The organism is Citrobacter sp. KTE30, assembly GCF_000398825.1.
Classification (GTDB): domain Bacteria; phylum Pseudomonadota; class Gammaproteobacteria; order Enterobacterales; family Enterobacteriaceae; genus Citrobacter; species Citrobacter freundii.
In genome coordinates, this window is record NZ_KB976055.1 from 2,223,634 (window position 1) to 2,245,857 (window position 22,224).

Sequence of the window (22,224 nt, forward strand, 5' to 3'; positions counted from 1 at the left end):
GCCGTCATCAGAAGAGAGAGAACATTAACGCGACGGGAAAACTCATCGGCCAGGTCGCACCGACTAATACCGCACTGAGAAAGCGAATTCGCTTTTTATCGCGGGAAAGAAACCAGGTGATGATTGCCGTGATAACGGCCATCACCGCATAAAAAACCAACATTTTTTGGTACAGAGACATGTAAGGCATCCGGGCCGAAAGGTGAAATCGCGCGCAATATGCTATTTTTCATGACCCACATCAAGTTTTATTAATTAATTTAAGAAAAGCGGCTGTAAAACAACCCATTTTCATTATGTTCAGAATTCGTACTATTGCGGATAGTTATAACCCGTACTATACCCATATGGGTTAAAACGAAAGGTGGCACAAATGAATGTTTCCAGTAAAACGGTGGTGCTGATAAATATATTTGCTGCTGTAGGACTTTTCAGTCTGATTTCCGCAAGGTTCGGCTGGTTTGCTTGATGTGGTTCTTGTTTGATTAATTGCAGCGTCCGTTGGCAGAGAGGGACTTCTCTCTGCCATTAGTGCACGATCTTCCCACTCTCCCGCCGCCGGGTAAATTATCCTTAGTATGTAATGTCCCTAATCCTTCTGCGGCATTATATTGCCCGAATAACGGCCTGGTGTTGTGCCGGTATGCTGATGGAAGAACGCGATAAAAGCGCTGTCGCTGACAAACTCCAGATATTGCGCCACCTGGCTAATAGGGCATCCATCCGCCAGCATCTCCATGGCTTTTAGCAACCTGAATTGCTGCCGCCAGTTCTGATAATTCATCCCGGTATCCCGGGTAAATATTCGACCGATTGTTCTCTCACATGCCCCAACCCGTCGGGACAATTGATTCAGTCGCGGTGGGAGTTCGCCCATACGTAATCCCTCTAGCCACACGTTCAACCGCGGATCTGAGGGAAACTGCAACGTCCAGTTTTCACTGCGGGCGGCGCGTATTTCCTCACAAAAAACGGTGATGAGGCTGGCCTGCTTCGCGGCTGGCATATCCCATGGCCAGAAAGACATACGTTCTATCACCTCAAAAAAGAGAGGGTTAACGTCGACTATCTGCAGCGGTAAATCAGATAACGGCAACGTGGTTGAGAAGTACAAAGAACGATAAGCCATCACGCCGCGCATTATGGCGCGATGTACCGTACCGGCTGGGATCCAGACCGCACGACGTGGCGGTAGCAGACACAACGCCTGTTCCAGCTCAATCGTAATGCTTCCCGCTGCCGAATAAAGTAGCTGATGACGAAGATGGCTGTGCCGTCCTGAATCGTGTACGCCCATCTCGGAAGCAATCCCGATTACCGGTTTATCAAAGCTGTCCGCATCAAAAGCATCATCTGGGGCAATTTTCATCTTCTGTCCGATATCTGACATTTATAGTCCTGATAATGGTAACGCGACATTTTCCTTTCAGCAATAATGCCCACCTGTTTTCTGTTTCTCTGGATATTGCTATGAACACATTTCATCGACCGCCGCTGTGGCTTCTCACATTCCTGATTATGTTTCCACAACTGGTGGAAACCATTTACAGCCCGGCATTGCCAGGTATTGCGACGTCTTATCACGTCAGCAGTGAGCGCGCGGCTCAAACACTCTCCGTTTATTTTGTTGCCTTCGCCGTCGGCGTGGCGATGTGGGGATGGCTGAGCGACTGCATCGGGCGACGCCGGGCGATGATGGCTGGACTCCTGTGCTACGCCACGGGTTCCCTCATGGCCGTTGTTGCCACTGATTTCAGCGTTCTGCTGCTGGCACGGATGGTCTCGGCCATTGGAGCTGCTGCCGGATCTGTAGTGGTACAGACCATGCTAAGGGACAGCTATGAATCAACTGCGCTATCCCGCGTCTTTTCTGTGATGGGTGCCGCGTTGGCATTGAGTCCGGTTTTCGGTCTGCTAAGCGGAGGATGGTTGGTCAGTTTGTATGGTCATACCGGGGTATTTATTGCCCTTGTGCTGCTGGCGCTGCTACTGCTGATGCTGACCGTGACCATGCTGCCAGAAACCCGGCCCGAACATACGCTCAGACCAAGGCTTGCTGCGCTACTCTCCCGCATGGCGCGTGACTATGAGCTGTGGAAAAACGCCATACTGGTTGCTCTACTGAACACCATGCTGTTTAGCTATTACAGCCTGGCGCCGTTTCTTTTTGGGCAATTGGGATGGAGCTCCAGAGCCTTTGGCTTGACGGGGTTGCTACTTGCGTTTGCTTCTCTGTCGGGTAGCCTGCTGAACCAAAGACTGTTAACGACAGGTCTGACGCCGGAACAACTGGTACGTTATGCCTGTGCGCTGGCAGCGTTGTCAGGTCTCGTAGCGTGGTGCTTACAGCACTCTGCGTGGATCCTGATTCCGGTGTTCGGCGTGGTGATTGCCTATGGTATCGCCATTCCCAATGTGCTGAGTCAGGCGCTGCGTCATTATCGTGAACAGGCCGGAGCCGCGGGGGCATTGTTTGGATTAAGCTATTACCTGTTGCTGGGAATGATGCTGGGATTTGCAGGCATGGTGCAACAACTGGGGCTAGTTCTGAGCGTCTGTGCCCTACTCGCCTGGCTTTGCAGCCTGGGCCGCAGATAAACCCGATGGCGCTCCTGAAAGCACAAAGCCCCGGCAATATGCTGGGGCTTTATTTTATCAATTAGCCTGACCTCGCGGATATTTCCAACTTACCGCCGTCCGATGGCGACGAGGCCAGTGGCGCGAATAGTATAGACACACGTTTGCCGATATTTAGCTATCCGTGCCCCATTTACCGCTCGCGCTTAAAAGATTACTCATGCTTGATCATGACATGGCGAACAATAGTGTAATCTTCCAGCCCATAAACCGACATATCCTTGCCATACCCAGACTGTTTTTGCCCACCGTGCGGCATCTCGCTAACCAGCGTGAAATGGGTATTGACCCAGGTGCAACCATATTGCAGGCGAGCGCTAAAGCGATGCGCACGCCCAACATCCCGGGTCCAGACGGAAGATGCCAGTCCGTATTTCGAATCATTTGCCCACGCCAGCACCTGGTCTTCATCATCAAATACGGTCACGCTGACCACCGGGCCGAAAACTTCCCGCTGCACGATGGCATCTTCTTGCTTCGCCCCGGCCAGCAGCGTTGGGGCAAAGTAGTAGCCTGCGCCATCCACTTTCTTGCCGCCGGTGATAACTTTGATATGCCCCAGGGCTTTGGCCTCATCGACAGCTTTAGTCACGCGATCAAGATGTGCCTGCGAACTTACCGGTCCCAGTTCCGTCGATTCGTCGTTCGGCGCACCAATTTTCAGGCTGGCAACCGCGGCGCCGAGTTTCTCAACCAACGCGTCATAAATGCCTTTTTGGGCATAGATTCGACAAGCGGCGGTACAGTCTTGCCCGGCATTGTAATAACCAAAGGTCCGCACGCCGCTCACTACCGCATCCAGATCGGCATCATCAAAAATGATCACCGGAGCTTTGCCGCCCAGTTCCATATGTGTGCGCTTAATTGACGGCGCGGTGTGCTGAATAATGTGTTCACCGGTTGCAATGGAGCCAGTCAGAGAAACCATGCGGACTTTTTCATGGCCGGTCAGCGGATCGCCCACCGTTTTACCGCGACCAAACAGGACGTTGATAACGCCAGCCGGGTAAATATCTTTGGCAAATTCAGCCAATTTAAGCGCCGTCAGCGGGGTAATTTCTGATGGTTTAATCACCACACAGTTTCCCGCAGCCAACGCTGGAGCCAGCTTCCACGCCGCCATCATCAGCGGATAGTTCCACGGAGCAATAGAGGCCACCACGCCGAGCGGATCACGGCGAATCATCGACGTATGTCCTTCCAGATACTCTCCGGCCGCCTGTCCTTGCAGAGTTCGAGCCGCCCCGGCAAAGAAGCGAAAAACGTCGACAATAGCTGGAATTTCATCGTTAAGGACACAGTGCAGTGGCTTACCGCAGTTAAGTGACTCCAGCTCAGCGAAGGTTTGCGCGTTATCGGCAATAGCGTCCGCCAGTTTCAGCAGCAGTTCAGAGCGGACTTTCGGCGTGGTTTGCCCCCAGGAGGCAAACGCGGTGTCTGCCGCACGCACCGCGGCATCAACCTGCATGGCTGACGCCTCAGCAATCTCCAGAATGAGTTCACCAGTGGCAGGGTTATAGACTGGCTGCTTTTCACCTTCACCGTTGACCAGCTCGCCATTAATCAGTAATTGATGTTGCATAGCAATTTCCCATATCGTCGTTTATTTACCGTTTCCGGCGAGAGTGTCGCCTTCACGCGTTAGCCACCAGGCCCCTAAAATTGGCAGTGTTGTCACCAGCATTACCAGCAATGCCACAACGTTGGTGACCGGCACATCCCGTGGACGGCCCAATTGATTAAGCAGCCACAGCGGAAGTGTTCTTTCATGTCCGGCGGTGAACGTTGTCACGATGATTTCATCAAACGACAAGGCAAACGCCAGCATCCCGCCCGCCAGTAGTGCCGATGCCAGATTGGGCAGCACGACGTAACGAAAGGTTTGCCAGCCGTTGGCGCCAAGATCCATAGACGCTTCAACCAGACTCCATGAGGTACGGCGAAAACGCGCCACAACGTTGTTAAACACCACCACCACGCAAAACGTCGCATGGCCCACTACGATCGTGAGAAAACCCGGTTCCAGGTTGATGGTTTTAAACGCCGTCAACAGCGCAAGGCCGGTAATAATGCCCGGCAGCGCGATCGGCAACAGTAGCAACAGCGATATTGCACTTTTGCCAAAAAAGTCCCTACGCCACAGCGCGGCCGCGGCCAGCGTCCCCAGAACAAGGGCAATAGCGGTCGACAACGCAGCGATCTTAAGTGACAACGTCACAGACTCCAGGATATCGCTACGCTGCGCCGCAACGCTAAACCACTTCAGCGTTAATCCCTGCGGTGGAAAACTAAAAGCAGCCTCCTCAGTATTAAAAGCATAGGTGGCGATGATGAGGATGGGAAAGTGCAGGAAAATAACCCCGCCCCATGCCGCCAGTTTGAGTAACCAGGGCGCGCGTTCAGAGTGCATCGAAAGCTCCCAGACGCTTCACGAACGCCAGATACAGTGCGATTAACACAATCGGCACCAGAGTAAATGCCGCCGCCATCGGCATATTGCCGATCGCCCCTTGTTGCGAATACACCATGTTGCCGATGAAATAGCCTGGTGGTCCCACCAACTGTGGCACGATAAAGTCGCCCAACGTCAGAGAGAAGGTAAAGATAGATCCCGCAGCGATACCGGGTATTGCCAGCGGAAGGACCACATAGCGGAAGGTTTGACGCGGACGCGCGCCCAAATCAGCGGAGGCCTGTAACAGTGACGGCGGAAGTCTCTCCAGCGCGGCCTGTACCGGCAGGATCATAAACGGCAGCCAGATGTAGACGAACACAAGAAAGCGCCCTAAGCCTGAAGTTGACAACGTATTGCCACCTACCGCAGGCAGCGTCAGGAACGAAAGCAGTAGCGGCTCCAGCCCAAGATGGGTTAAAAACCACTGCGCCACACCGTCTTTAGCTAACAGCAGCGTCCACGCATAGGCTTTAACGATGTAGCTGGCCCACATTGGCAACATTACGGCAATGTAAAAAAAGGCTTTCATTTTGCCGCTGGTATAGCGCGCCATATACCACGCCATCGGAAACGCCAGAATCGCGCTGGCAATGGTGACCGCCACCGCCATCGTCAGGGTACGCAAAATGATGTCGTAGTTAGCAGGATTAAACAGCGCCTGCAAATTCGCCAGCGTCAGGTCCGGCGTGACCGACATAGTGAAATCGTCGAAGGTATAAAAACCTTGCCACAACAGCGTCAATAATGAGCCGAAGTAGACAATGCCAAACCACATCAGTGGTCCAAGGAGCAGCAAAAACAGCCCCATCCCCGGATTACGCCAGAAGTAACCTGAGATCCGGTTCAGGCTTGTCGACTGTGGAGGCGAATGTAAGACGTTCATAGCCATTCACCTCTCCTCAACCAGCGGTACCATCACGTCGCGGGACCACGATGCCATCACCTGCTGACCCGGCGACAACGTTGACGGTAGCATTTCTCCCGTCAGGTTCGCCTGGCTAACCAGCAGTTTTTCCCCTCCGGCAAGTTTCAGCTCAAACCGCGTCGCCGCCCCCTGATACTGCACCGCCTGAATAACACCCCGGGCCTGGACTTCTCCTCCGGCATCATTCAAGCGAATATGTTCGGGACGTAGGGAGAACATACCCTGTAGCCCACAAACGTTCGCCGACATCGTCGCATCAAAGACATTTGACGTTCCGACGAAACTTGCCACAAACGGCGTCCGCGGACGCATGTAAAGTTCACGCGGAGAATCCACCTGTTCGATGCGACCGTTATTAAACACCGCCACCCGATCGGACATCGACAGGGCTTCACCCTGATCGTGGGTGACAAAGATGAAGGTGATGCCAAGGGATTGCTGTAATTTTTTCAGCTCCAGCTGCATCTGCTCACGCAGTTTGAGATCCAATGCTCCGAGCGGTTCATCCAACAGCAGGACGCGCGGTTCATTGACCAGCGCCCGGGCAATAGCCACACGCTGACGTTGCCCACCGGAAAGCTGCGAGGGTTTACGTTCATAAACAAAACCGAGTGCGACCTTATCCAGTGCTTCACGTGCTTTCGCGTGGCGTTGTTTTTTATCAATGCCTTTAACCATCAGCCCATAGGCGACGTTGTCGAGGATCGACATGTGCGGGAATAACGCGTAATCCTGAAATACCGTATTGACGTCCCGTTCCCAGGGCGGTAATTCGCTGGCCTGTTTACCAAAAATAGTGATCGCGCCGCCTGACAGTTGCTCAAACCCGGCAATCAGGCGCAGACAGGTGGTCTTGCCGGAGCCGGATGGCCCCAGCATAGAGAAAAACTCACCGTCGTTAATCGCAATACTCACCCCATCCACTGCACGAACATCCCCATACAAACGCGAGACGTTATGAAACTCCACTGCGTACGTCATAAAACCCCCAGCGGAATTAACGACCACCCATAATGGCGATGTAATCCTGCGTCCAGCGACTGTAAGGAACGAATTTTCCACCTTCGGCAATTGGCGTTTTCCAGAAGGCAATTTTGTCAAAATAGCTATAGCCGTTGGTTTCACAGCCTTTTTCACCCAGTAACGGGCTGGCTTTACAACCTTCAGGCACCACTGGCAGAGAACCAAACCAGGCGGCTACGTCGCCCTGTACTTTCGGGGTTAATGACCAGTTCATCCATTTGTAAGCGCAAACCGGGTGTTTCGCTTCACTGTGCAGCATGGTGGTATCAGCCCATCCGGTAACCCCCTCTTTTGGGAAGACCGTGGCAATTGGCTGACCTTCGCCTTTCAAGGCGTTAGCCTGATAAGGCCAGGCGCTTGACGCCACTACGCCTTCGTTTTTGAAATCGCTCATTTGCACGGTGGTATCGTGCCAATAGCGATGGATCAACGCGTGCTGATCGCTCAGGACTTTGATCACCGCCTGATACTGTTTTTCAGTGAGCTGATAGGGGTCGGTAATACCCAACTGCGGCTGGGTGGCTTTAACGAATAATGCGGCGTCGGCAATATAGATCGGGCCATCGTAAGCCTGAACGCGACCTTTATTGCTTTTCCCGTCAGGCAGATTTTGTTCAACGAATACCACGTTCCAGCTGTCCGGCGGCGTTGGGAAGGTTTTGGTGTTATACATCAGCAGGTTTGGTCCCCACTGGTATGGCGTACCGTAAACTTTACCGCCAACGTTAAACCACTCCCCTTTTACCACTCGCGGATCAAGGGTTTTCCAGTTAGGGATAAGCGCAGTATTAATCGGCTGAACGCGTTTTCCCATTATCAGGCGCAGTGAGGCATCACCAGAAGCGGTTACCAAGTCGTAACCGCCTTTAGCCATCAGGCTGACCATCTCATCAGAGGTGGCCGCCGTTTTTACATTGACCGCACAGCCGGTATCTTTCTCAAACTGCGAGACCCAGTCATATTGTTTATCGGTTTGCCCACGTTCGATATAACCCGGCCAGGCAATAATATCCAGGCGGCCTTCCGGTTTATCTAATGATGTGGGGGGTTCGGCTGCCTGCGCAGTCATCAGCGTCATGCTGAAGGCACACAGGCTACTGAGGGCAAGTTGCTTGCTCATAACGTCTTACTCCTGTCGAAAAAATATTGAGCGGCAGCCTTGCCGTAAATATATGTCCTTTTCTAAAAATAGTCGGGGTGTGGTAAGCGTTCCTGCTGGTGCAAGGAAATTTAATCAGGTTGTGAGCTAACGCTCATTACGCTACAGACTCTGACCTGGGGGTAATCTTCTGGAGTATAGACAAGGAGTTAGACGCAGAGGTGGCAATAGTATTAACTATTGATATTTTGTATGGCCGCACCCGATATAAATAATACCGTGGTTCAACATTCACTATTTCGAAAATAAGAATGCGCTATTCATTTATATTGAATAGCGCGTTATGGTTTATTTCATCATTTCACGAATTAATTTGCCAAGCTGTTTTACGGCCTGCTCTTCGCGCTCTCCCCAGTGCCATGCAGTATTAAAACGAAAAAAACGTGTCCAGCTTCCCGAGGTCGAGAACATTTTCCCCGGCGCAATGCTGATGTGGTGTGCCAGCGCATGGGTACTGAGCACACCAGCATCAAGCGGTTCCGGCAGCTCCAGCCACAGAAAATAACCACTGTCGTTGTGGTGAATTTTGACTTCCGCCGGAAGATGACGCAGCAGCGTTTGCCAGGCCTGTTGTTTACGTTCAGCCAGTTGCCGACGCAAGCGTCGCAAATGCGCGTCATAGCGCCGGGTTGAAAGATAATCAACAAGTGCAAGCTGCATGGGCGAACTGGTAGATAAGGTGCTCATTAGCTGGAGTCGCTGAATACGCCGGGCATGTTTCCCTGCTGCCACCCAGCCAATACGAAATCCTGGCACCAGACACTTCGAGAAAGACGAACAATGCAGAACGCTATCGGCACGATCCCAGGCTTTGGCTGGTAGCGGTTTTTCGCGGCCAAAGTACAGCTCGCTGTAAACATCATCTTCAATCAGCATTACGTGGTATTTTTCCAGCAAGGCAACCAGACGCGCCTTTTTCTCTGCGCTGAGCGTAAAACCCAGCGGATTTTGGCTGTTGGTCATTAGCCAGCAGGCTTTTACCGGATATTCCTGCAACGCCTGCTCCAACGCGGCAAGATCGATCCCCTCGTTAACGTCGGTGGCTACCGACAGCGCCTTCAGACGTAATCGCTCCAGGGCCTGCAACGCCCCATAAAAACAGGGGTTTTCGACAATCACCCAGTCACCCGGTTCAGTGACTGCTTGCAGGCTCAGGTTGAGGGCTTCCAGCGCGCCGGTGGTGATGACGATTTCGTCCGGTGAAATGGTCATCCCCTGTTGAGCATAGCGACGGGCAATGGCATGACGCAGCTCAGCATTCCCCGGGGGCAGGTTTTCAATCACACTCATGGCGGTGGCGGTTTTACTCACCTGCGCCAACGAGCGGTTCAACTGTTGAAGTGGAAACAGACGCGGGTCGGGGAATGCGGAGGCAAAGGGCATCACTGACGCATCCCGGCTGGCCTGCAACATATCAAAAATATAGGTATTGATATCCACCGCTTCGTCGCGCGTGACCTGCACCTGCGGCGCTGCCAGTTCACGTTCGGGGCGCGCGGCGACATAATAACCAGACTGCGGCCGGGCGATAATCCGCCCCTGGCTTTCCAGCAACTGGTATGCGTGTCCGACGGTCATAAAACTCATTCCGCTGCTGACCACTTGCTCACGCAAGGAAGGCAAGCGATCGCCTGGCTGCCATACACCAGACGCAATTTGATCGCGAATTTGCTCTGCCAGTCGCTGGTACTTTTTCATTTTTGATCCTGATTACCGGTGTCGGTGACAATCACTGTGTATATCAGTTTACATAATCAGGGTGTTTTTTATAACTGTTATAGTTAACAGTTTTACAACATCGTTAACGCCAGCTCTTTGCCTAAGGCGCGCGCAGCAATCTGCACGGCATCAATTTTTGTCGTGTGCTTTAAATCAAATAAACGGGTGATCTCCTGCTTAGGTCTGCCGATCCTGTTCGCCAGCTCCTGCTGGGTGATTTTTGATTCAAGGAAGGCATTCAGCAGAAGAACCTTAGACGCAACGCTCAGCGGTATTTCTACGTAGTCATCTTCAGCGCTAACCGCCGAAGGGAGTGGAATCGCCTCGTTGTCGTCGAAATAGAATTCAAAAGCGGTAATCAATGCCGCCTGCGCGGCCTGCAAAGCGTCATGGCGAGTATTTCCCTGAGTTAATGCTTCCGGAATATCCGGGAAAGAAACCACAAACCCACCTTCCACTGCCGGTGTTAGAGTAACAGGATAACGCATAGGATTTTCAAAATCTCTCATATAATCAACCTTGTAGTGATGATGATTACTGTAAGTCAAGCTGCTTAATAATCGCTTTTCGCAAGGCTTCTTTTATTTCATCACCTGGATGTCTGGGCATAACGCTACGCCTTCCCTGATATCTCAGTTTCAGATGATTTGAGCCGTTTGTAACAGCAACTCCCTGAGATTCAAGCCAGCGTCTAAACTCACTTTGCTTCACTGCGCCTCCCTGTCGTCTATTATACACACAAAGTAAACATTTATGATTACCTTTTAATTACCTTGCTATTAATATCGCAAAATCACTAACGTGGGGAGGACGCTATCTAATAACAGGAATCCAGCTTCCAGATTTCATATCAGCGTGTACAACCTATAACAGCACTGCAACTGTTATGGTTAAAAAGAACTGTTCTGTTTCTGCCCCGCATTGCTTCTCAGGCTTAGAATTGCGCCAAATCAATTTTGCCTGCGGAGTTAAGCATGTTCGGTCTTGACGCGTTTCACCTGGCGAGGATCCAGTTCGCGTTTACGGTATCCTTTCACATCATCTTTCCGGCCATTACCATCGGCCTCGCCAGTTATCTGGCAGTACTTGAGGGGTTATGGCTAAAGACGAAAAATCCCACCTGGCGTTCGCTATACCATTTCTGGTCGAAAATATTCGCCGTAAACTTTGGTATGGGTGTAGTTTCTGGGCTGGTGATGGCTTATCAGTTCGGTACCAACTGGAGTGGTTTTTCCGAGTTCGCCGGTAGCATCACCGGGCCGCTTCTAACCTATGAAGTGCTCACCGCCTTCTTCCTTGAAGCAGGTTTTCTCGGGGTAATGCTGTTTGGCTGGAACCGGGTTGGCCCAGGGCTTCACTTCTTTGCCACCTGCATGGTCGCACTGGGTACCATTATTTCAACCTTCTGGATCCTCGCCTCTAACAGCTGGATGCAGACACCGCAAGGCTATGAAATAGTTAACGGCCAGGTCGTTCCCGTTGACTGGTTCGCCGTTATTTTCAATCCTTCATTCCCTTATCGTTTGCTGCATATGTCCGTTGCCGCTTTCCTCAGCAGTGCGTTGTTTGTCGCAGCGTCGGGGGCATGGCATTTATTGCGCGGGAACAACACCCCGGCTATTCGCGCCATGTTCTCAATGGCGCTATGGATGACGTTAATCGTCGCCCCACTGCAGGCTTTGATTGGCGATATGCACGGTTTGAATACGTTGAAGCATCAGCCGGCAAAAATTGCTGCGATTGAAGGGCACTGGGAAAATCCGCCCGGCGAACCAACCCCGCTACTACTCTTCGGCTGGCCGGATATGGAGCAAGAGCGCACTCGCTATGGGCTGGAAATCCCGGCGCTGGGCAGTCTGATTCTGACCCATAGTCTGGATAAACAGGTCCCGGCACTAAAAGAGTTTCCTAAAGAAGACAGGCCTAACTCAACTATGGTGTTCTGGTCGTTTCGCATAATGGCCGGGCTAGGCATGCTGATGATCCTGCTGGGCGCTTTTGCCCTGTGGCTGCGCTATAAGCAGCGTTTATACACCTCGCGCCCTTTCCTGCGCTTTGCCTTGTGGATGGGCCCCTCAGGTCTGATTGCCATCCTTGCCGGTTGGGTGACCACTGAAGTTGGCCGTCAACCGTGGGTGGTTTACGGTCTGCAACGTACGGCGGATGCGGTTTCCGCACATGGTGATTTACATATGAGCATCAGCCTGCTGTCCTTCTTTGTGGTGTACAGCTCAGTGTTTGGTGTGGGTTACAGCTACATGATACGCCTGATCCGCAAGGGGCCACATGAAGATGACCCAACAATTCCGCCAACCGGCACGCCTGCCCGGCCGCTTTCGGCTGCCGTCCTTGATTCTCAACCGGAGGCTCATCGCTAATGGGTATCGATTTATCAGTTATCTGGTTTGTGATTATCGTGTTCGCCACGCTGATGTATATCGTGATGGACGGTTTTGATCTCGGGATTGGCATTTTATTCCCCGCGATTCAGGACGCTGATGACCGCGATGTGATGGTTAACAGCGTCGCTCCCGTATGGGATGGGAATGAAACCTGGCTGGTGTTGGGCGGGGCCGGGTTATTTGGCGCGTTCCCGCTGGCCTATGCGGTGATTGTCGATGCGCTGACGATCCCGTTGACCCTGATGCTAATCGGCCTGATTTTTCGCGGCGTCGCGTTTGAGTTTCGCTTCAAGGCCACGCCGGCGCATCGACCATTCTGGGATAAAGCCTTTCTCAGCGGTTCAATCCTGGCGACATTCACCCAGGGCGTGGTGGTGGGTGCCGTACTCAACGGATTTTCCGTTACCGGACGCAGCTACAGCGGCGGTCCTTTCGACTGGTTGACCCCGTTCACGTTGTTCTGCGGCGTTGGCCTGGTTGTAGCCTATGCCCTGCTGGGGGCGACATGGCTGGTGATGAAAAGTGAAAATCCGTTGCAGGATAAAATGCGTCGCGTGGCCAAAAAACTGCTGCTGGCAATGTTGATTGTGATTGCCATTATCAGCCTGTGGACACCACTGGCGCATAGCGCGATTGCCGAGCGTTGGTTTAGTCTGCCCAACCTGTGGTTCCTGATGCCGGTTCCGCTGCTGGTTGCGCTTATCAGTATCTGGCTGTGGCGTTCACTGGGGCAACATAACTGCCATACGCTGCCTTTTGTATTGACACTGGGGCTGATTTTCCTCGGGTTTAGCGGACTGGGGATCAGTATCTGGCCACACATCATTCCGCCGTCCATTACGCTCTGGCAAGCGGCGGCTCCGGCACAGAGTCAGGGCTTTATGTTGGTTGGCGCACTGCTGATTATCCCGATAATCCTGGTGTACACCTTCTGGAGCTACTACGTTTTCCGCGGCAAAGTTCAACATGGTGAGGGGTATCATTGATGCAACAAACAATCTGGAAACGCCTGATGTGGCTGGTGATCCTCTGGGGCGGCAGCGTGCTGGCCCTCGCCGCTGTTGGCATGTTCTTTCGTCTCCTGATGACGGCCGCCGGATTTAAGTCCTGAATCTCTCCGTGATAACACCCGGGCAGCGCTGCACTGCCCGGGTGTTACAAAACCCAACATCGACTAAACAAAAATGTAAAAAACATCGAAATGACAAAACAGAGATTGTCATTATCCCGATTAAAATATTGAATAGTCACCAGGCGAAATTATCGCCAATTCCGCAGCTAACGTACCAGAGGGTGCATGATGTTTAAGAAAGGGTTAACAGTGTTATTGCTGGCCAGCGCGCTTTTTTCCGGTCAACTTTTCGCTACTAATCAGGGACATGAATATCTTCAGGTGCAGGATGCCGATCATTTACTACGACACACGGCCGACAGCGATGAGCTGCGAGTGACGGCGGAAGAATCCGCCGCCGATCTTCGTGAACACCATCACTGGCAAAAATCACGCAAACCCGATACGCATCTGAGCTAACGATTAACCTTACGCTTCGGCAGTGTCTTCATCAGTTCTTCCGGACTGACCGAAGCCACGACGCTACCCGGCAACGGCATCTTCAGAATGTGATGTTTCATCTTGCCGATCACGTGCATTTCGCACGGTCGGCAATCAAATTTCAGCGTCAGGACTTCATCGCCGTTAACCAGTTGCATTGGTGTCGCTTTCCAGCTCTTGATGTTCCCTTTCGCCTGTTTCGGACACAGGTTAAAGGCGAAACGCAGGCAATGTTTGGTGATCATCACCGGTACTTCGCCCTTTTCTTCATGCGCTTCATAGGCTGCATCAATCAACTGAACGCCATAACGGTGATAAAACTCACGCGCTTTTTGGTTGTAGACGTTAGCCAGGAAACTCAAGTGCGTTTGCGGATAAACCGGCGCTGGCTGGGATACTGGTTTGCGGCTGCCGCGCTTATAGCTTTGCAGGCGCGCTGTATCCAGCATATCAACGGCTTCACGTCGTAACTGATTTAGTTGACCGTTTGGCACGAACAGCGCGCCCGGCAGATTCACCTGAATATTGCGGGCGTAGTACATCGTCTGCCCAAGTTTTGCCAGTCCGTCCTGTAGGTTACTCAACGCTTTTTCCGCATTGTTCGCTTCCTCAAACTGGCCATCCAGCGTATGGGTGATGCTCACGCCCTCTTCACTGGTGAGCGTCAGAATCAACTGCTCCTGCCAGCCGCCGAGCTCAATATCGATCGCAACACGGCGTTCGCTGGAGGTTTTGGTTAACGCTTGCTGCCAGTTATGATCGAGGTTGCGATTCAGCGGATGATGCGGACGCACTTTGTGCAGATCGGCAGGCATTTCATTCGGCCATACCCGATAACGATTGTTCCCCGTTTTTTCCACGGTGTTGGCGCGGAATCCAACAACCTCACGTTTGATTAACACGTTCAGGCCATCCCCGTTAGCCAGCGGTTCTGTCACCTCAACATCGAGATGATCTTTCGCCACCTTCAGGACTTCGCCGACCGGCAAACCGATAAACTTTGGTGAGTCGAATGCGCCGATATCCCCTTTACGGGCATTCACAAAATAATCGGTGCTGCCACGATGGAAGGTTTTCTCCGTGGATGGGGTAAAGAAATGTTCGGTACGTCCCGCTGATGAACGGGCCAGGTCGCCGCGCTCTTCAATGATGGCATCGAGCATCTGGCGATAATGCGCGGTAATATTCTTTACATAACTCATGTCCTTATAGCGCCCTTCAATTTTGAAGGAACGCACACCTGCGTCAATCAATGCGCCGAGGTTGGCGGTCTGATCGTTGTCTTTCATCGACAGCAGGTGTTTTTCATAGGACACCACGCGTCCCTGATCGTCTTTCAGGGTATACGGCAGACGGCAAGCCTGGGAACAGTCGCCACGGTTAGCACTGCGTCCGGTTTGCGCATGTGAAATATAACACTGACCTGAATAGGCAACGCACAGCGCGCCGTGAATGAAAAACTCAATGGTCGCATCGGTAGCCTGATGGATGGCGTTAATTTGTTCAAGGCTCAGTTCGCGCGCAAGGACAATCTGGGTGAATCCGACATCAGCAAGAAATTTCGCCTTCTCAACGCTGCGAATATCACATTGGGTGCTGGCATGCAGTTCAATCGGGGGAATATCCAGTTCCAGGATCCCCATATCCTGTACGATCAGAGCATCAACACCGGTCTGATACAAATCGGTAATTAACCGCTGCGCGGGTTCCAGTTCATCATCGTGCAAGATAGTATTTAGCGTCACAAAGATTTTCGCCCCATAGCGATGGGCGAAAGGCACCAGTTCGGCGATATCTTTCAGGCTATTACTGGCGTTATGGCGCGCGCCAAAACCCGGTCCACCAATGTAAACGGCGTCAGCGCCGTGCAAAATGGCTTCACGCGCAATGGCGGTATCCCGAGCCGGGCTTAACAATTCAAGGTGATGAGGCTGCTGGCGCATACAGTTGTTACCATCCACAAGCGGTAAAAATGGCGGCTATTGTAGTCACAAGCGCAGCTTTTCGGAATAGTTTTCCCGATTAACTGCGCGGGTAATGGATCAGCGAATGAAAGTGCACCGTTTGTTCGCTGCTGTTACGGTAACTGTGTGCCATATCTCCGGCGAAACGGACACCCTCACCAGATTTAAGGGTGCGCCACTGCCCCTCAATACACATATCCAGCAGACCATTAATCACCACCACGTGCTCTATTACGCCGGTCTCATGCGGAGTAGATTCACTGAGCGCGCCGGGCGCCAATAGTATCGAAAAATGATCGAAGCACAGTTGAGGATCCCACGGGAACAACGGCGTGACGACCATTGCCTGCTGCTGGGGATCGAATGTTAGCGTGCCGTCTGACTCTGGTGGTGAAATAAACGTTGAAAACGGGACGTTCAGCCCAGTGGCAATTTTCCACAATGTCGCCACCGTTGGACTGGATTCATTACGTTCAATCTGCCCCAGCATCGCTTTTGAGACGCCAGTTTCCTCCGCCAGACGCGAAAGACTCCATTCCCGCTGGTGACGTAATGTCCTGAGCGTTGTGGCCAGATAGTGGGTTAAGTTGTCCATTTTCTCCTTCGTCGCTCTCCTTACTCGGGGCTACAGTTTAGCACTTGTACGCTATAACGCACAGTGCTACAGTGATTGACCGTTATAACGCACACGGAGTGAATATGCGTGCATTCTCCATCCCCCTGCCCACTGTATTATCGGGTTTTGTGGCGGTCCTGGTTGGCTATGCCAGTTCGGCGGCCATTATCTGGCAAGCGGCACTCGCCGCAGGTGCGACTACCGGGCAAATTGCAGGTTGGATGACCGCACTGGGGTTAGCAATGGGAGTCAGTACGCTGGTGCTGACATTGTGGTATCGCGCTCCTGTACTTACCGCATGGTCAACGCCCGGTGCCGCGCTGCTGGTGACGGGCCTGCACGGGGTATCTATTCAGGATGCCATCGGCGTTTTTATCGTGGCTAACGCGCTGATTGTGCTGTGCGGCGTAACCGGACTGTTTGCCCGCCTGATGAAAATCATTCCCCACTCGCTGGCATCAGCCATGTTGGCTGGGATCTTACTGCGTTTTGGTTTGCAGGCATTTAATAGCCTGAACAGTGAGCTTATTTTGTGCGGTAGTATGCTGGTGGCATGGCTGGTGCTAAAAGTTATTGCCCCAAGATATGCCGTTATCGCTGCGATGTTAGTGGGTATTGCCATCGCCTTGATGAAAGGTGACATTGTCACTAATGATGTTAATCTGTCACCGGTTATCCCAGCGTTTATTACCCCGCACTTTTCATTAGCCCAGAGTATCAGCATTGCACTACCGTTATTTCTGGTCACTATGGCTTCGCAAAATGCCCCCGGTATTGCGACCATGAAAGCATCAGGATATTCGTTACCCGTTTCCCCTCTGATTGTTTTTACGGGTCTACTGGCGCTGCTATTTTCACCTTTTGGCGTCTATTCCATCTGCATCGCCGCCATAACCGCCGCAATTTGCCAAAGTCCTGAAGCGCATCCGAATGCAAATCGGCGCTGGCTCGCCGCAGCGGCAGCAGGCGTCTTCTATCTTCTGGCTGGGGTGTTTGGCGGTTCGGTTACAGGACTGATGGCAGCCCTGCCCGTAAGCTGGATCCAGATGCTTGCTGGTCTTGCATTACTCGGCACGATTAGCGGTAGTTTATATCAAGCCTTACATAATGAAGCTGAACGCGATGCGGCCATCGTAACTTTTCTGGTTACGGCCAGTGGTCTGACGGTATTTGGCATTGGGTCTGCATTCTGGGGGCTGGTTGTCGGCGGTATTTGCTACGCAGTGTTGACGTTATTTCGCCGCGCGTAGCTGCGTTGGTGTTTTACCTGTCACTTGTTTAAACCGGTTACTGAAATGACTCGCCGAGCTAAATCCGCAGGCCATTGCAATATCCGACAGACTGCGTGATGAATAACAGACCAGTTGCTGCGCCAGTGCCATACGGCGTTGCATGACGTACTGATGCGGCGCCATATTCATCGACTGGCGAAACATTCTGGCAAAATGGAATTCGCTTAGCGCTGCCTCACCAGCCAGATCGCTCAACGTTATGGGATACGCCAGATGTGCTTCAATATAGGCCAGCACGTTACGCAAGGTGGCAGGTGCAAGCCCTCCGGTGACAACGGGAAGCCGCCATTGAACGTTGCTGTAATGCTGGATCAGATGCGTTAACAGTAGTGAAGATGCCGCGCTAAGCGTGAGGTGATTAGCGGGTTGCAGCCAGTCGTTACCAAGCAAAAACTGACGGTAAACCGCCGTGATCCCCGGGTCGCTGCCAAAAGTATGCTCGTCCAGCGTGAAGCTATAAGGGCTTTTGTCCCAGACTTTTTCACCCACTTCGCGCAGGTGAGCGTCGGTACAATAGAGATGAACAAAGGAAAGATCGTCACGAATATCCCAACTGGACTCACTCTCTTTTGGCATCAGGCAAAAACGATCCGGTCCGCCGCCATTCTTCCAGCCTCCCGCCGTTTTGTGATAACTCTCGTAGCCATCCGCGATGTATAAACTGAGCGTGTGGTGATCGCAATACTGGGTAATGGTGTCGCGCTTGTTTGACCAGGCAGCCAGTTGGATCCCCGAATGTAACGCAACCGACTCGTGCAGCACGGCATTGTGTTTGCGTAAGTTTTCAAAGGCACCGTAGGGCTGAGACATACCATCACATTCAAAATAAGTTAGCAGGCTTTCAGTCTATATCAGCTACATATCGTTAACAGCTTCCTTTTCACCTTTACACTAAAAAAAGCGCAAGATTTTGCAAGTCCACCGCAAGCCGATGAAAGCCCCCTGCTACCCGACGTGGCACAGTGTGCGCCTGAAGACCAAAAAGAGAGAGTTGTATGAACGGACTGTTGTACTGCCTGGTGGTGGTGATTTGGGGAACGACATGGATTGCGATTTACCTGCAACAAGGCCCGGTTGCGGCGCCGGTTTCCATCTTCTGGCGCTTTGCCATCGCCAGCACCGTGATGATAGCCATCCTGCTGATCAGCGGGAAATTGCGTAAGCTTTCCGGACGCGACCATCTGTTTTGTCTGTTACAAGGTGGATGCGTTTTTTGCTTTAACTTCTGGTGTTTTTACACTGCCGCTGCGTGGATCAATACCGGTCTCGAATCCGTCATTTTCTCGATGGCGGTCCTGTTCAATGCGGTTAATAGCTACCTGTTTTTTGGTCAAAAACCACCAGGACGCTTTTATGTTGCCGCCGGGCTGGGGCTGACAGGTATCGTCACCTTGTTCTGGCAGGATTTGGTCAACAGCGGGTTGAATCACTCGCTGCTGCTGGGGATTGGTTTAAGCGCCCTCGGCACTTTTGGTTTCTCACTGGGCAATATGATAAGTCTGCGTCATCAGAAAAAAGGTCTCGAGGTGATGACCACCAACAGTTGGGCGATGCTGTACGGCACCGTGTTGATTGCTACCATTGCGCTGGTGCGCGGCGACAGCTTCACGCCACAGTGGACCTTCAGTTATTTCAGTGCGCTGTTGTATCTGGCTATTTTTGGTTCGGTAATCGCCTTCGGCGCCTATTTCACGCTGGTCGGACGCATTGGTCCCAGTAAAGCGGCATACAGTACACTGCTTTTTCCACTGGTGGCGCTAACGCTGTCTACGTTGTATGAAGGGTATGTCTGGCAGGTTAATGCGATTGTAGGATTAGTATTGATTTTGCTGGGGAATCTGGTGATGTTTGCCCGACCAGAAACGCTGATGGGTAAACTCGTATATCGTCGCCGGGCGGCATAAAAAAACGCACCATCCAGGGATGGTGCGTTCTTCGTTATTATTGTTTTTTGTTTACGTCAAACATGGAAGCATCAGTCGCCATGTCATCAACAACTTTCTTCAACGTTTCGAACGCCATCGGCGTACTTTCGTTGTTCAGGTCTTTGCCTTCACCCTGACGTACAACTTTAATGACAGGTTTATTGGTTGCCGCATCAATCAACTCACCTTCGAAAAAGAGGTGCGTATCCATGGTACGGTGCCCCGTCGCCATTTGCGTACCCGCAACGAGCAGTGCAACCGGGACCACTTCATAGAACTGCAGCCCTTCTTTGCTGGTAGCAACACCGGTGATTGCCCCGCGGAAAATCAGACTGCGCGAGCCTGGCGTCGTAACCAGCGGTTTACGTTTTGCCAGGGCAGTTTTCATTTGGGTATTGGTATAGCTCAACAGCTTATCAAGAACCTGCTGACCGACCTGGGTGGTTGGTTTAGGAACCGGATAATACGTGATCGGGTTATAAACGATGTTATCGTATTTAGACTCATTAAAGTTGGGATCAACCCAACGCAGCACCGGCTGTCCGGTTGCAGATTTTGTTTCCTTCAGGCCGGAGTAATCTTTTAAAAAACCTGAATATTTATCAGGCTGCGTTATTTTTGAAGCACAGCCTGATAACGCCAGTAAACCCGTAAGCACTGCAACTTTAAATAAAGTTTGAGCACGCATGGAACGATCCCTTAGTATTTGCAGATATGCATCTGAAATAATAGCAAAAGGAAATCATTTTGGATGAACTAAAAATGGTAAGGCCCGCACAATTTTATCTTAACGTTTTCTTAATATTCAGCACAAAAAAAATGCTGTACGTAGAAAGAGTTATCACAAATGGGCAGGTCAGACCGTTTTACGCGCCAGCATTGTTGCAAAGCGTAGTTTAATTCGGTTGCCGTGCTCATCCGTACGATGAAGTTCACCTACGTCTTCGTTATATTTCAGCAGATCCCAACCTGTGTAGTAGCGGCGTAACTCCCCTGTTTTAAACGCAAACGGGAACCCAACGGTGCACGGAAAATCATCGGTATCCATTGCCGCGACGATCAGGTTATACCCACCTGGGTTGGTGCAGCGCTGCATATTTTCAATCAGGCCCGGGATGGTTTTCGCGTCCAGGAACATCATCACCACGGTAGAAAGAATAAAATCGTATTCACCGTCAAAGTTTAGCACATTGAGATCCGCCACCTCAGCGTGCAGATTAGTCAGCCCTTCCGCGTTTTTAATGCGTTCCAGATTGGCGATGCTCATCGGATTCTTGTCCCATGCGGTAACGTCATAACCGTTGGCCGCCAGGTACAGACTGTTACGGCCATTCCCGCAGCCCAGATCTAACGTTTTGCCCGGGGCAACAATTTTTGCCGCGTCGACGACATCGGAATGCGTGCGGGTCAAATCATATTTCTCAGTAAAGTAGTTTTCGTCACAACGGATCATTATTTATCCTCAGATTTCAGTAATGCAGCACGTTCGGTGCGAATAAGCAGTTTTCCCTGCATCAGCAATGCAAACGTACGTATCAGTAATAGCGCAATGATAAAATTGGTAAAAATAAACAGCGGGATCGCCAGCGTATGAAAAAAACCTGACTCGCTGCCGTGCCCTAAATGCAGCCCCGTAGTCGCCAGTGCCGACACGCCGAACGAGAAGCTCCAGAAAGACGCATTAAACGGCTGTGACAAATACCACGGCATCAGGCGTAGCATAAACAGAAGTTGCAGCAGACCATAGCCGAACAGCATTTTGGCTAACGTATCTCCCTCGCCACCGTTCACACTAAGCCACGCGCTACAGGCGACCAGCGCAGGCGCCAGTTGTATACCAAGTGAAGTCCGTAAAACCGTCGGCAGCTCGCCGCAGCTTCGTAAACGCTGCAGAATAACCGGCTCGAGACTGAGCCAGGAAAATACCCCTGCGCCCAAAAACACCAACCCGGCATCGTTGAAGCCAAGCGCACCACAGGCCATGGCGCTGATAAAGTTATTGGCAACGGTTGGCAGATACAGACCCGGTGTGGTGGCCTCTTCCGGGTGCTCGCCACGCCATAATCCAGCCGTTTGCCAGGCTGCATACGCCAGTTGTATCACCACGCCGATGCTGAACAACACAATCGCCAGCGGTCGATACCACGGGACAAAACCAATCGCGACCAGCATCGTTGTAGCCGGAAACAGACTGACAAAACTGCTCATCACCGGATGACGAATTTCCGCCAGTACGCTATGAGGAAAACGCAGTAAACGACTAATAAAGGCCAGCGTCAACAATCCCCAGATGACCATCGCAAGGATCACTAAACCGTCGCCAATCCAGTGGCTTACAGGCCATACCTGGCTGGCATATCGCCACGCGAACCCCATCCCGATGATGCCCAGTACCATGCCAAAATAACCGGCCGGAAGATTGAGGACTCGCTCACTTTGCTTGCTCTTACTCATTTTGTTTATTTTTTAAAGTATATTTGAAATGCATTTTATGGAATTTCCACGAATTTAGCCAGTGCGGAAAACTTTGCTACGTTTAACTAAGGTGCGCAACA

The 22,224-nt window shown here is 51.8% G+C and carries 24 protein-coding genes; 8 read left to right on the forward strand and 16 right to left on the reverse strand.

The window, feature by feature from the left end; all coding sequences use genetic code 11:
* Positions 1 to 7 precede the first annotated feature (7 nt).
* On the reverse strand, positions 8 to 181 hold the full coding sequence (locus WC1_RS23640; RefSeq protein WP_003020198.1) for a GhoT/OrtT family toxin: 174 nt from the start codon (positions 179 to 181) through the stop codon (positions 8 to 10).
* Positions 182 to 373: 192 nt separating this feature from the next.
* On the opposite strand from WC1_RS23640, the gene yncL reads away from it, so the two are divergent.
* On the forward strand, positions 374 to 469 hold the full coding sequence (yncL, locus tag WC1_RS23645; RefSeq protein ID WP_071524268.1) for a stress response membrane protein YncL: 96 nt from the start codon (positions 374 to 376) through the stop codon (positions 467 to 469).
* A 120-nt stretch (positions 470 to 589) separates the two neighbouring features.
* Here yncL and WC1_RS12465 read toward each other — a convergent pair whose 3' ends face one another.
* Complete coding sequence (locus tag WC1_RS12465; RefSeq protein WP_032948089.1) at positions 590 to 1,369, reverse strand: AraC family transcriptional regulator; 780 nt, start codon at positions 1,367 to 1,369, stop codon at positions 590 to 592.
* A gap of 101 nt (positions 1,370 to 1,470) precedes the next feature.
* On the opposite strand from WC1_RS12465, the gene WC1_RS12460 reads away from it, so the two are divergent.
* Positions 1,471 to 2,598 (forward strand): multidrug effflux MFS transporter, encoded by a 1,128-nt coding sequence (locus WC1_RS12460; protein WP_016150278.1) that lies wholly within the window; start codon positions 1,471 to 1,473, stop codon positions 2,596 to 2,598.
* A 193-nt stretch (positions 2,599 to 2,791) separates the two neighbouring features.
* On the opposite strand, the gene patD is transcribed toward WC1_RS12460, so the two are convergent.
* The 8 genes from patD to WC1_RS23650 form a co-directional block, all read right to left on the reverse strand.
* On the reverse strand, positions 2,792 to 4,219 hold the full coding sequence (gene patD / locus WC1_RS12455) for an aminobutyraldehyde dehydrogenase (protein WP_016150279.1): 1,428 nt from the start codon (positions 4,217 to 4,219) through the stop codon (positions 2,792 to 2,794).
* Between the two features lie 21 nt (positions 4,220 to 4,240).
* A complete protein-coding gene (locus WC1_RS12450; protein WP_003020204.1) occupies positions 4,241 to 5,047 on the reverse strand; it encodes an ABC transporter permease in 807 nt (268 codons plus the stop codon).
* Positions 5,037 to 5,981 (reverse strand): ABC transporter permease, encoded by a 945-nt coding sequence (locus WC1_RS12445; protein WP_003843727.1) that lies wholly within the window; start codon positions 5,979 to 5,981, stop codon positions 5,037 to 5,039. Before WC1_RS12445 ends, WC1_RS12450 begins: the two co-directional genes overlap by 11 nt.
* Positions 5,982 to 6,998 (reverse strand): ABC transporter ATP-binding protein, encoded by a 1,017-nt coding sequence (locus WC1_RS12440; protein WP_003020210.1) that lies wholly within the window; start codon positions 6,996 to 6,998, stop codon positions 5,982 to 5,984.
* A 16-nt stretch (positions 6,999 to 7,014) separates the two neighbouring features.
* Positions 7,015 to 8,160, reverse strand: a complete 1,146-nt coding sequence (gene ydcS / locus WC1_RS12435) for a putative ABC transporter substrate-binding protein YdcS (RefSeq protein WP_003020212.1) — start codon at positions 8,158 to 8,160, stop codon at positions 7,015 to 7,017.
* 327 nt (positions 8,161 to 8,487) lie between these two features.
* Positions 8,488 to 9,897: an aminotransferase-like domain-containing protein gene (locus WC1_RS12430; RefSeq protein ID WP_016150280.1), complete on the reverse strand. Its 1,410-nt coding sequence runs from the start codon at positions 9,895 to 9,897 to the stop codon at positions 8,488 to 8,490.
* A gap of 92 nt (positions 9,898 to 9,989) precedes the next feature.
* Positions 9,990 to 10,406 carry a type II toxin-antitoxin system HicB family antitoxin gene (locus WC1_RS12425; protein WP_123924900.1) on the reverse strand — a complete coding sequence of 139 codons (417 nt, stop codon included), beginning with the start codon at positions 10,404 to 10,406 and terminating at the stop codon, positions 9,990 to 9,992.
* 46 nt (positions 10,407 to 10,452) lie between these two features.
* A complete protein-coding gene (locus WC1_RS23650; protein ID WP_003020221.1) occupies positions 10,453 to 10,629 on the reverse strand; it encodes a type II toxin-antitoxin system HicA family toxin in 177 nt (58 codons plus the stop codon).
* Positions 10,630 to 10,892: 263 nt separating this feature from the next.
* Here WC1_RS23650 and WC1_RS12420 point away from each other — a divergent pair, with 263 nt between their 5' ends.
* From WC1_RS12420 to WC1_RS12410, 4 genes are all read left to right on the forward strand, one after another.
* Positions 10,893 to 12,296 carry a cytochrome ubiquinol oxidase subunit I gene (locus WC1_RS12420; RefSeq protein WP_003020224.1) on the forward strand — a complete coding sequence of 468 codons (1,404 nt, stop codon included), beginning with the start codon at positions 10,893 to 10,895 and terminating at the stop codon, positions 12,294 to 12,296.
* Complete coding sequence (gene cydB, locus WC1_RS12415) at positions 12,296 to 13,306, forward strand: cytochrome d ubiquinol oxidase subunit II (protein ID WP_003020227.1); 1,011 nt, start codon at positions 12,296 to 12,298, stop codon at positions 13,304 to 13,306. Before WC1_RS12420 ends, cydB begins: the two co-directional genes overlap by 1 nt.
* Positions 13,306 to 13,431, forward strand: a complete 126-nt coding sequence (locus tag WC1_RS23655; protein WP_003020230.1) for a DUF2474 domain-containing protein — start codon at positions 13,306 to 13,308, stop codon at positions 13,429 to 13,431. Before cydB ends, WC1_RS23655 begins: the two co-directional genes overlap by 1 nt.
* 189 nt (positions 13,432 to 13,620) lie before the next feature.
* The gene (locus WC1_RS12410) at positions 13,621 to 13,851 is read left to right on the forward strand and encodes a DUF2554 family protein (RefSeq protein WP_003020233.1); all 231 of its coding nucleotides are present in this window, start codon (positions 13,621 to 13,623) and stop codon (positions 13,849 to 13,851) included.
* Here WC1_RS12410 and WC1_RS12405 read toward each other — a convergent pair.
* Positions 13,848 to 15,815: a peptidase U32 family protein gene (locus WC1_RS12405; RefSeq protein WP_016150281.1), complete on the reverse strand. Its 1,968-nt coding sequence runs from the start codon at positions 15,813 to 15,815 to the stop codon at positions 13,848 to 13,850. The genes WC1_RS12410 and WC1_RS12405 overlap by 4 nt on opposite strands.
* 79 nt (positions 15,816 to 15,894) lie before the next feature.
* Positions 15,895 to 16,431 (reverse strand): helix-turn-helix domain-containing protein, encoded by a 537-nt coding sequence (locus tag WC1_RS12400; protein WP_003836127.1) that lies wholly within the window; start codon positions 16,429 to 16,431, stop codon positions 15,895 to 15,897.
* Between the two features lie 104 nt (positions 16,432 to 16,535).
* Between WC1_RS12400 and WC1_RS12395 the strand changes: the two genes are divergently transcribed.
* Positions 16,536 to 17,702: a benzoate/H(+) symporter BenE family transporter gene (locus tag WC1_RS12395; protein ID WP_016150282.1), complete on the forward strand. Its 1,167-nt coding sequence runs from the start codon at positions 16,536 to 16,538 to the stop codon at positions 17,700 to 17,702.
* Here WC1_RS12395 and WC1_RS12390 read toward each other — a convergent pair.
* The gene (locus WC1_RS12390; protein WP_003836123.1) at positions 17,685 to 18,554 is read right to left on the reverse strand and encodes an AraC family transcriptional regulator; all 870 of its coding nucleotides are present in this window, start codon (positions 18,552 to 18,554) and stop codon (positions 17,685 to 17,687) included. The two genes, WC1_RS12395 and WC1_RS12390, sit on opposite strands and share 18 nt — an antisense overlap.
* Positions 18,555 to 18,739: 185 nt before the next feature.
* Between WC1_RS12390 and WC1_RS12385 the strand changes: the two genes are divergently transcribed.
* Positions 18,740 to 19,648 (forward strand): DMT family transporter, encoded by a 909-nt coding sequence (locus WC1_RS12385; protein ID WP_016150283.1) that lies wholly within the window; start codon positions 18,740 to 18,742, stop codon positions 19,646 to 19,648.
* Positions 19,649 to 19,685: 37 nt separating this feature from the next.
* Here the strand turns inward: WC1_RS12385 and WC1_RS12380 are convergent, their stop codons facing one another.
* The 3 genes from WC1_RS12380 to tehA all read right to left on the reverse strand — a co-directional run bounded on the left by WC1_RS12380 (position 19,686) and on the right by tehA (position 22,123).
* The gene (locus tag WC1_RS12380; RefSeq protein ID WP_003020253.1) at positions 19,686 to 20,357 is read right to left on the reverse strand and encodes a DUF3313 domain-containing protein; all 672 of its coding nucleotides are present in this window, start codon (positions 20,355 to 20,357) and stop codon (positions 19,686 to 19,688) included.
* Positions 20,358 to 20,525: 168 nt separating this feature from the next.
* Positions 20,526 to 21,122 carry a tellurite resistance methyltransferase TehB gene (gene tehB / locus WC1_RS12375; RefSeq protein WP_016150284.1) on the reverse strand — a complete coding sequence of 199 codons (597 nt, stop codon included), beginning with the start codon at positions 21,120 to 21,122 and terminating at the stop codon, positions 20,526 to 20,528.
* Positions 21,122 to 22,123 carry a dicarboxylate transporter/tellurite-resistance protein TehA gene (gene tehA, locus WC1_RS12370; RefSeq protein ID WP_003020259.1) on the reverse strand — a complete coding sequence of 334 codons (1,002 nt, stop codon included), beginning with the start codon at positions 22,121 to 22,123 and terminating at the stop codon, positions 21,122 to 21,124. Before tehA ends, tehB begins: the two co-directional genes overlap by 1 nt.
* Positions 22,124 to 22,224 lie beyond the last annotated feature (101 nt).

Coding starts and splice junctions, on each gene's coding strand:
- WC1_RS23640 (WP_003020198.1), bottom strand. CDS start 181: ATGTCTCTGTACCAAAAAATGTTGGTTTTTTATGCGGTGATGGCCGTT.
- yncL (WP_071524268.1), top strand. CDS start 374: ATGAATGTTTCCAGTAAAACGGTGGTGCTGATAAATATATTTGCTGCT.
- WC1_RS12465 (WP_032948089.1), bottom strand. CDS start 1,369: ATGAAAATTGCCCCAGATGATGCTTTTGATGCGGACAGCTTTGATAAA.
- WC1_RS12460 (WP_016150278.1), top strand. CDS start 1,471: ATGAACACATTTCATCGACCGCCGCTGTGGCTTCTCACATTCCTGATT.
- patD (WP_016150279.1), bottom strand. CDS start 4,219: ATGCAACATCAATTACTGATTAATGGCGAGCTGGTCAACGGTGAAGGT.
- WC1_RS12450 (WP_003020204.1), bottom strand. CDS start 5,047: ATGCACTCTGAACGCGCGCCCTGGTTACTCAAACTGGCGGCATGGGGC.
- WC1_RS12445 (WP_003843727.1), bottom strand. CDS start 5,981: ATGGCTATGAACGTCTTACATTCGCCTCCACAGTCGACAAGCCTGAAC.
- WC1_RS12440 (WP_003020210.1), bottom strand. CDS start 6,998: ATGACGTACGCAGTGGAGTTTCATAACGTCTCGCGTTTGTATGGGGAT.
- ydcS (WP_003020212.1), bottom strand. CDS start 8,160: ATGAGCAAGCAACTTGCCCTCAGTAGCCTGTGTGCCTTCAGCATGACG.
- WC1_RS12430 (WP_016150280.1), bottom strand. CDS start 9,897: ATGAAAAAGTACCAGCGACTGGCAGAGCAAATTCGCGATCAAATTGCG.
- WC1_RS12425 (WP_123924900.1), bottom strand. CDS start 10,406: ATGCGTTATCCTGTTACTCTAACACCGGCAGTGGAAGGTGGGTTTGTG.
- WC1_RS12420 (WP_003020224.1), top strand. CDS start 10,893: ATGTTCGGTCTTGACGCGTTTCACCTGGCGAGGATCCAGTTCGCGTTT.
- cydB (WP_003020227.1), top strand. CDS start 12,296: ATGGGTATCGATTTATCAGTTATCTGGTTTGTGATTATCGTGTTCGCC.
- WC1_RS23655 (WP_003020230.1), top strand. CDS start 13,306: ATGCAACAAACAATCTGGAAACGCCTGATGTGGCTGGTGATCCTCTGG.
- WC1_RS12410 (WP_003020233.1), top strand. CDS start 13,621: ATGTTTAAGAAAGGGTTAACAGTGTTATTGCTGGCCAGCGCGCTTTTT.
- WC1_RS12405 (WP_016150281.1), bottom strand. CDS start 15,815: ATGCGCCAGCAGCCTCATCACCTTGAATTGTTAAGCCCGGCTCGGGAT.
- WC1_RS12400 (WP_003836127.1), bottom strand. CDS start 16,431: ATGGACAACTTAACCCACTATCTGGCCACAACGCTCAGGACATTACGT.
- WC1_RS12395 (WP_016150282.1), top strand. CDS start 16,536: ATGCGTGCATTCTCCATCCCCCTGCCCACTGTATTATCGGGTTTTGTG.
- WC1_RS12390 (WP_003836123.1), bottom strand. CDS start 18,554: ATGTCTCAGCCCTACGGTGCCTTTGAAAACTTACGCAAACACAATGCC.
- WC1_RS12385 (WP_016150283.1), top strand. CDS start 18,740: ATGAACGGACTGTTGTACTGCCTGGTGGTGGTGATTTGGGGAACGACA.
- WC1_RS12380 (WP_003020253.1), bottom strand. CDS start 20,357: ATGCGTGCTCAAACTTTATTTAAAGTTGCAGTGCTTACGGGTTTACTG.
- tehB (WP_016150284.1), bottom strand. CDS start 21,122: ATGATCCGTTGTGACGAAAACTACTTTACTGAGAAATATGATTTGACC.
- tehA (WP_003020259.1), bottom strand. CDS start 22,123: ATGAGTAAGAGCAAGCAAAGTGAGCGAGTCCTCAATCTTCCGGCCGGT.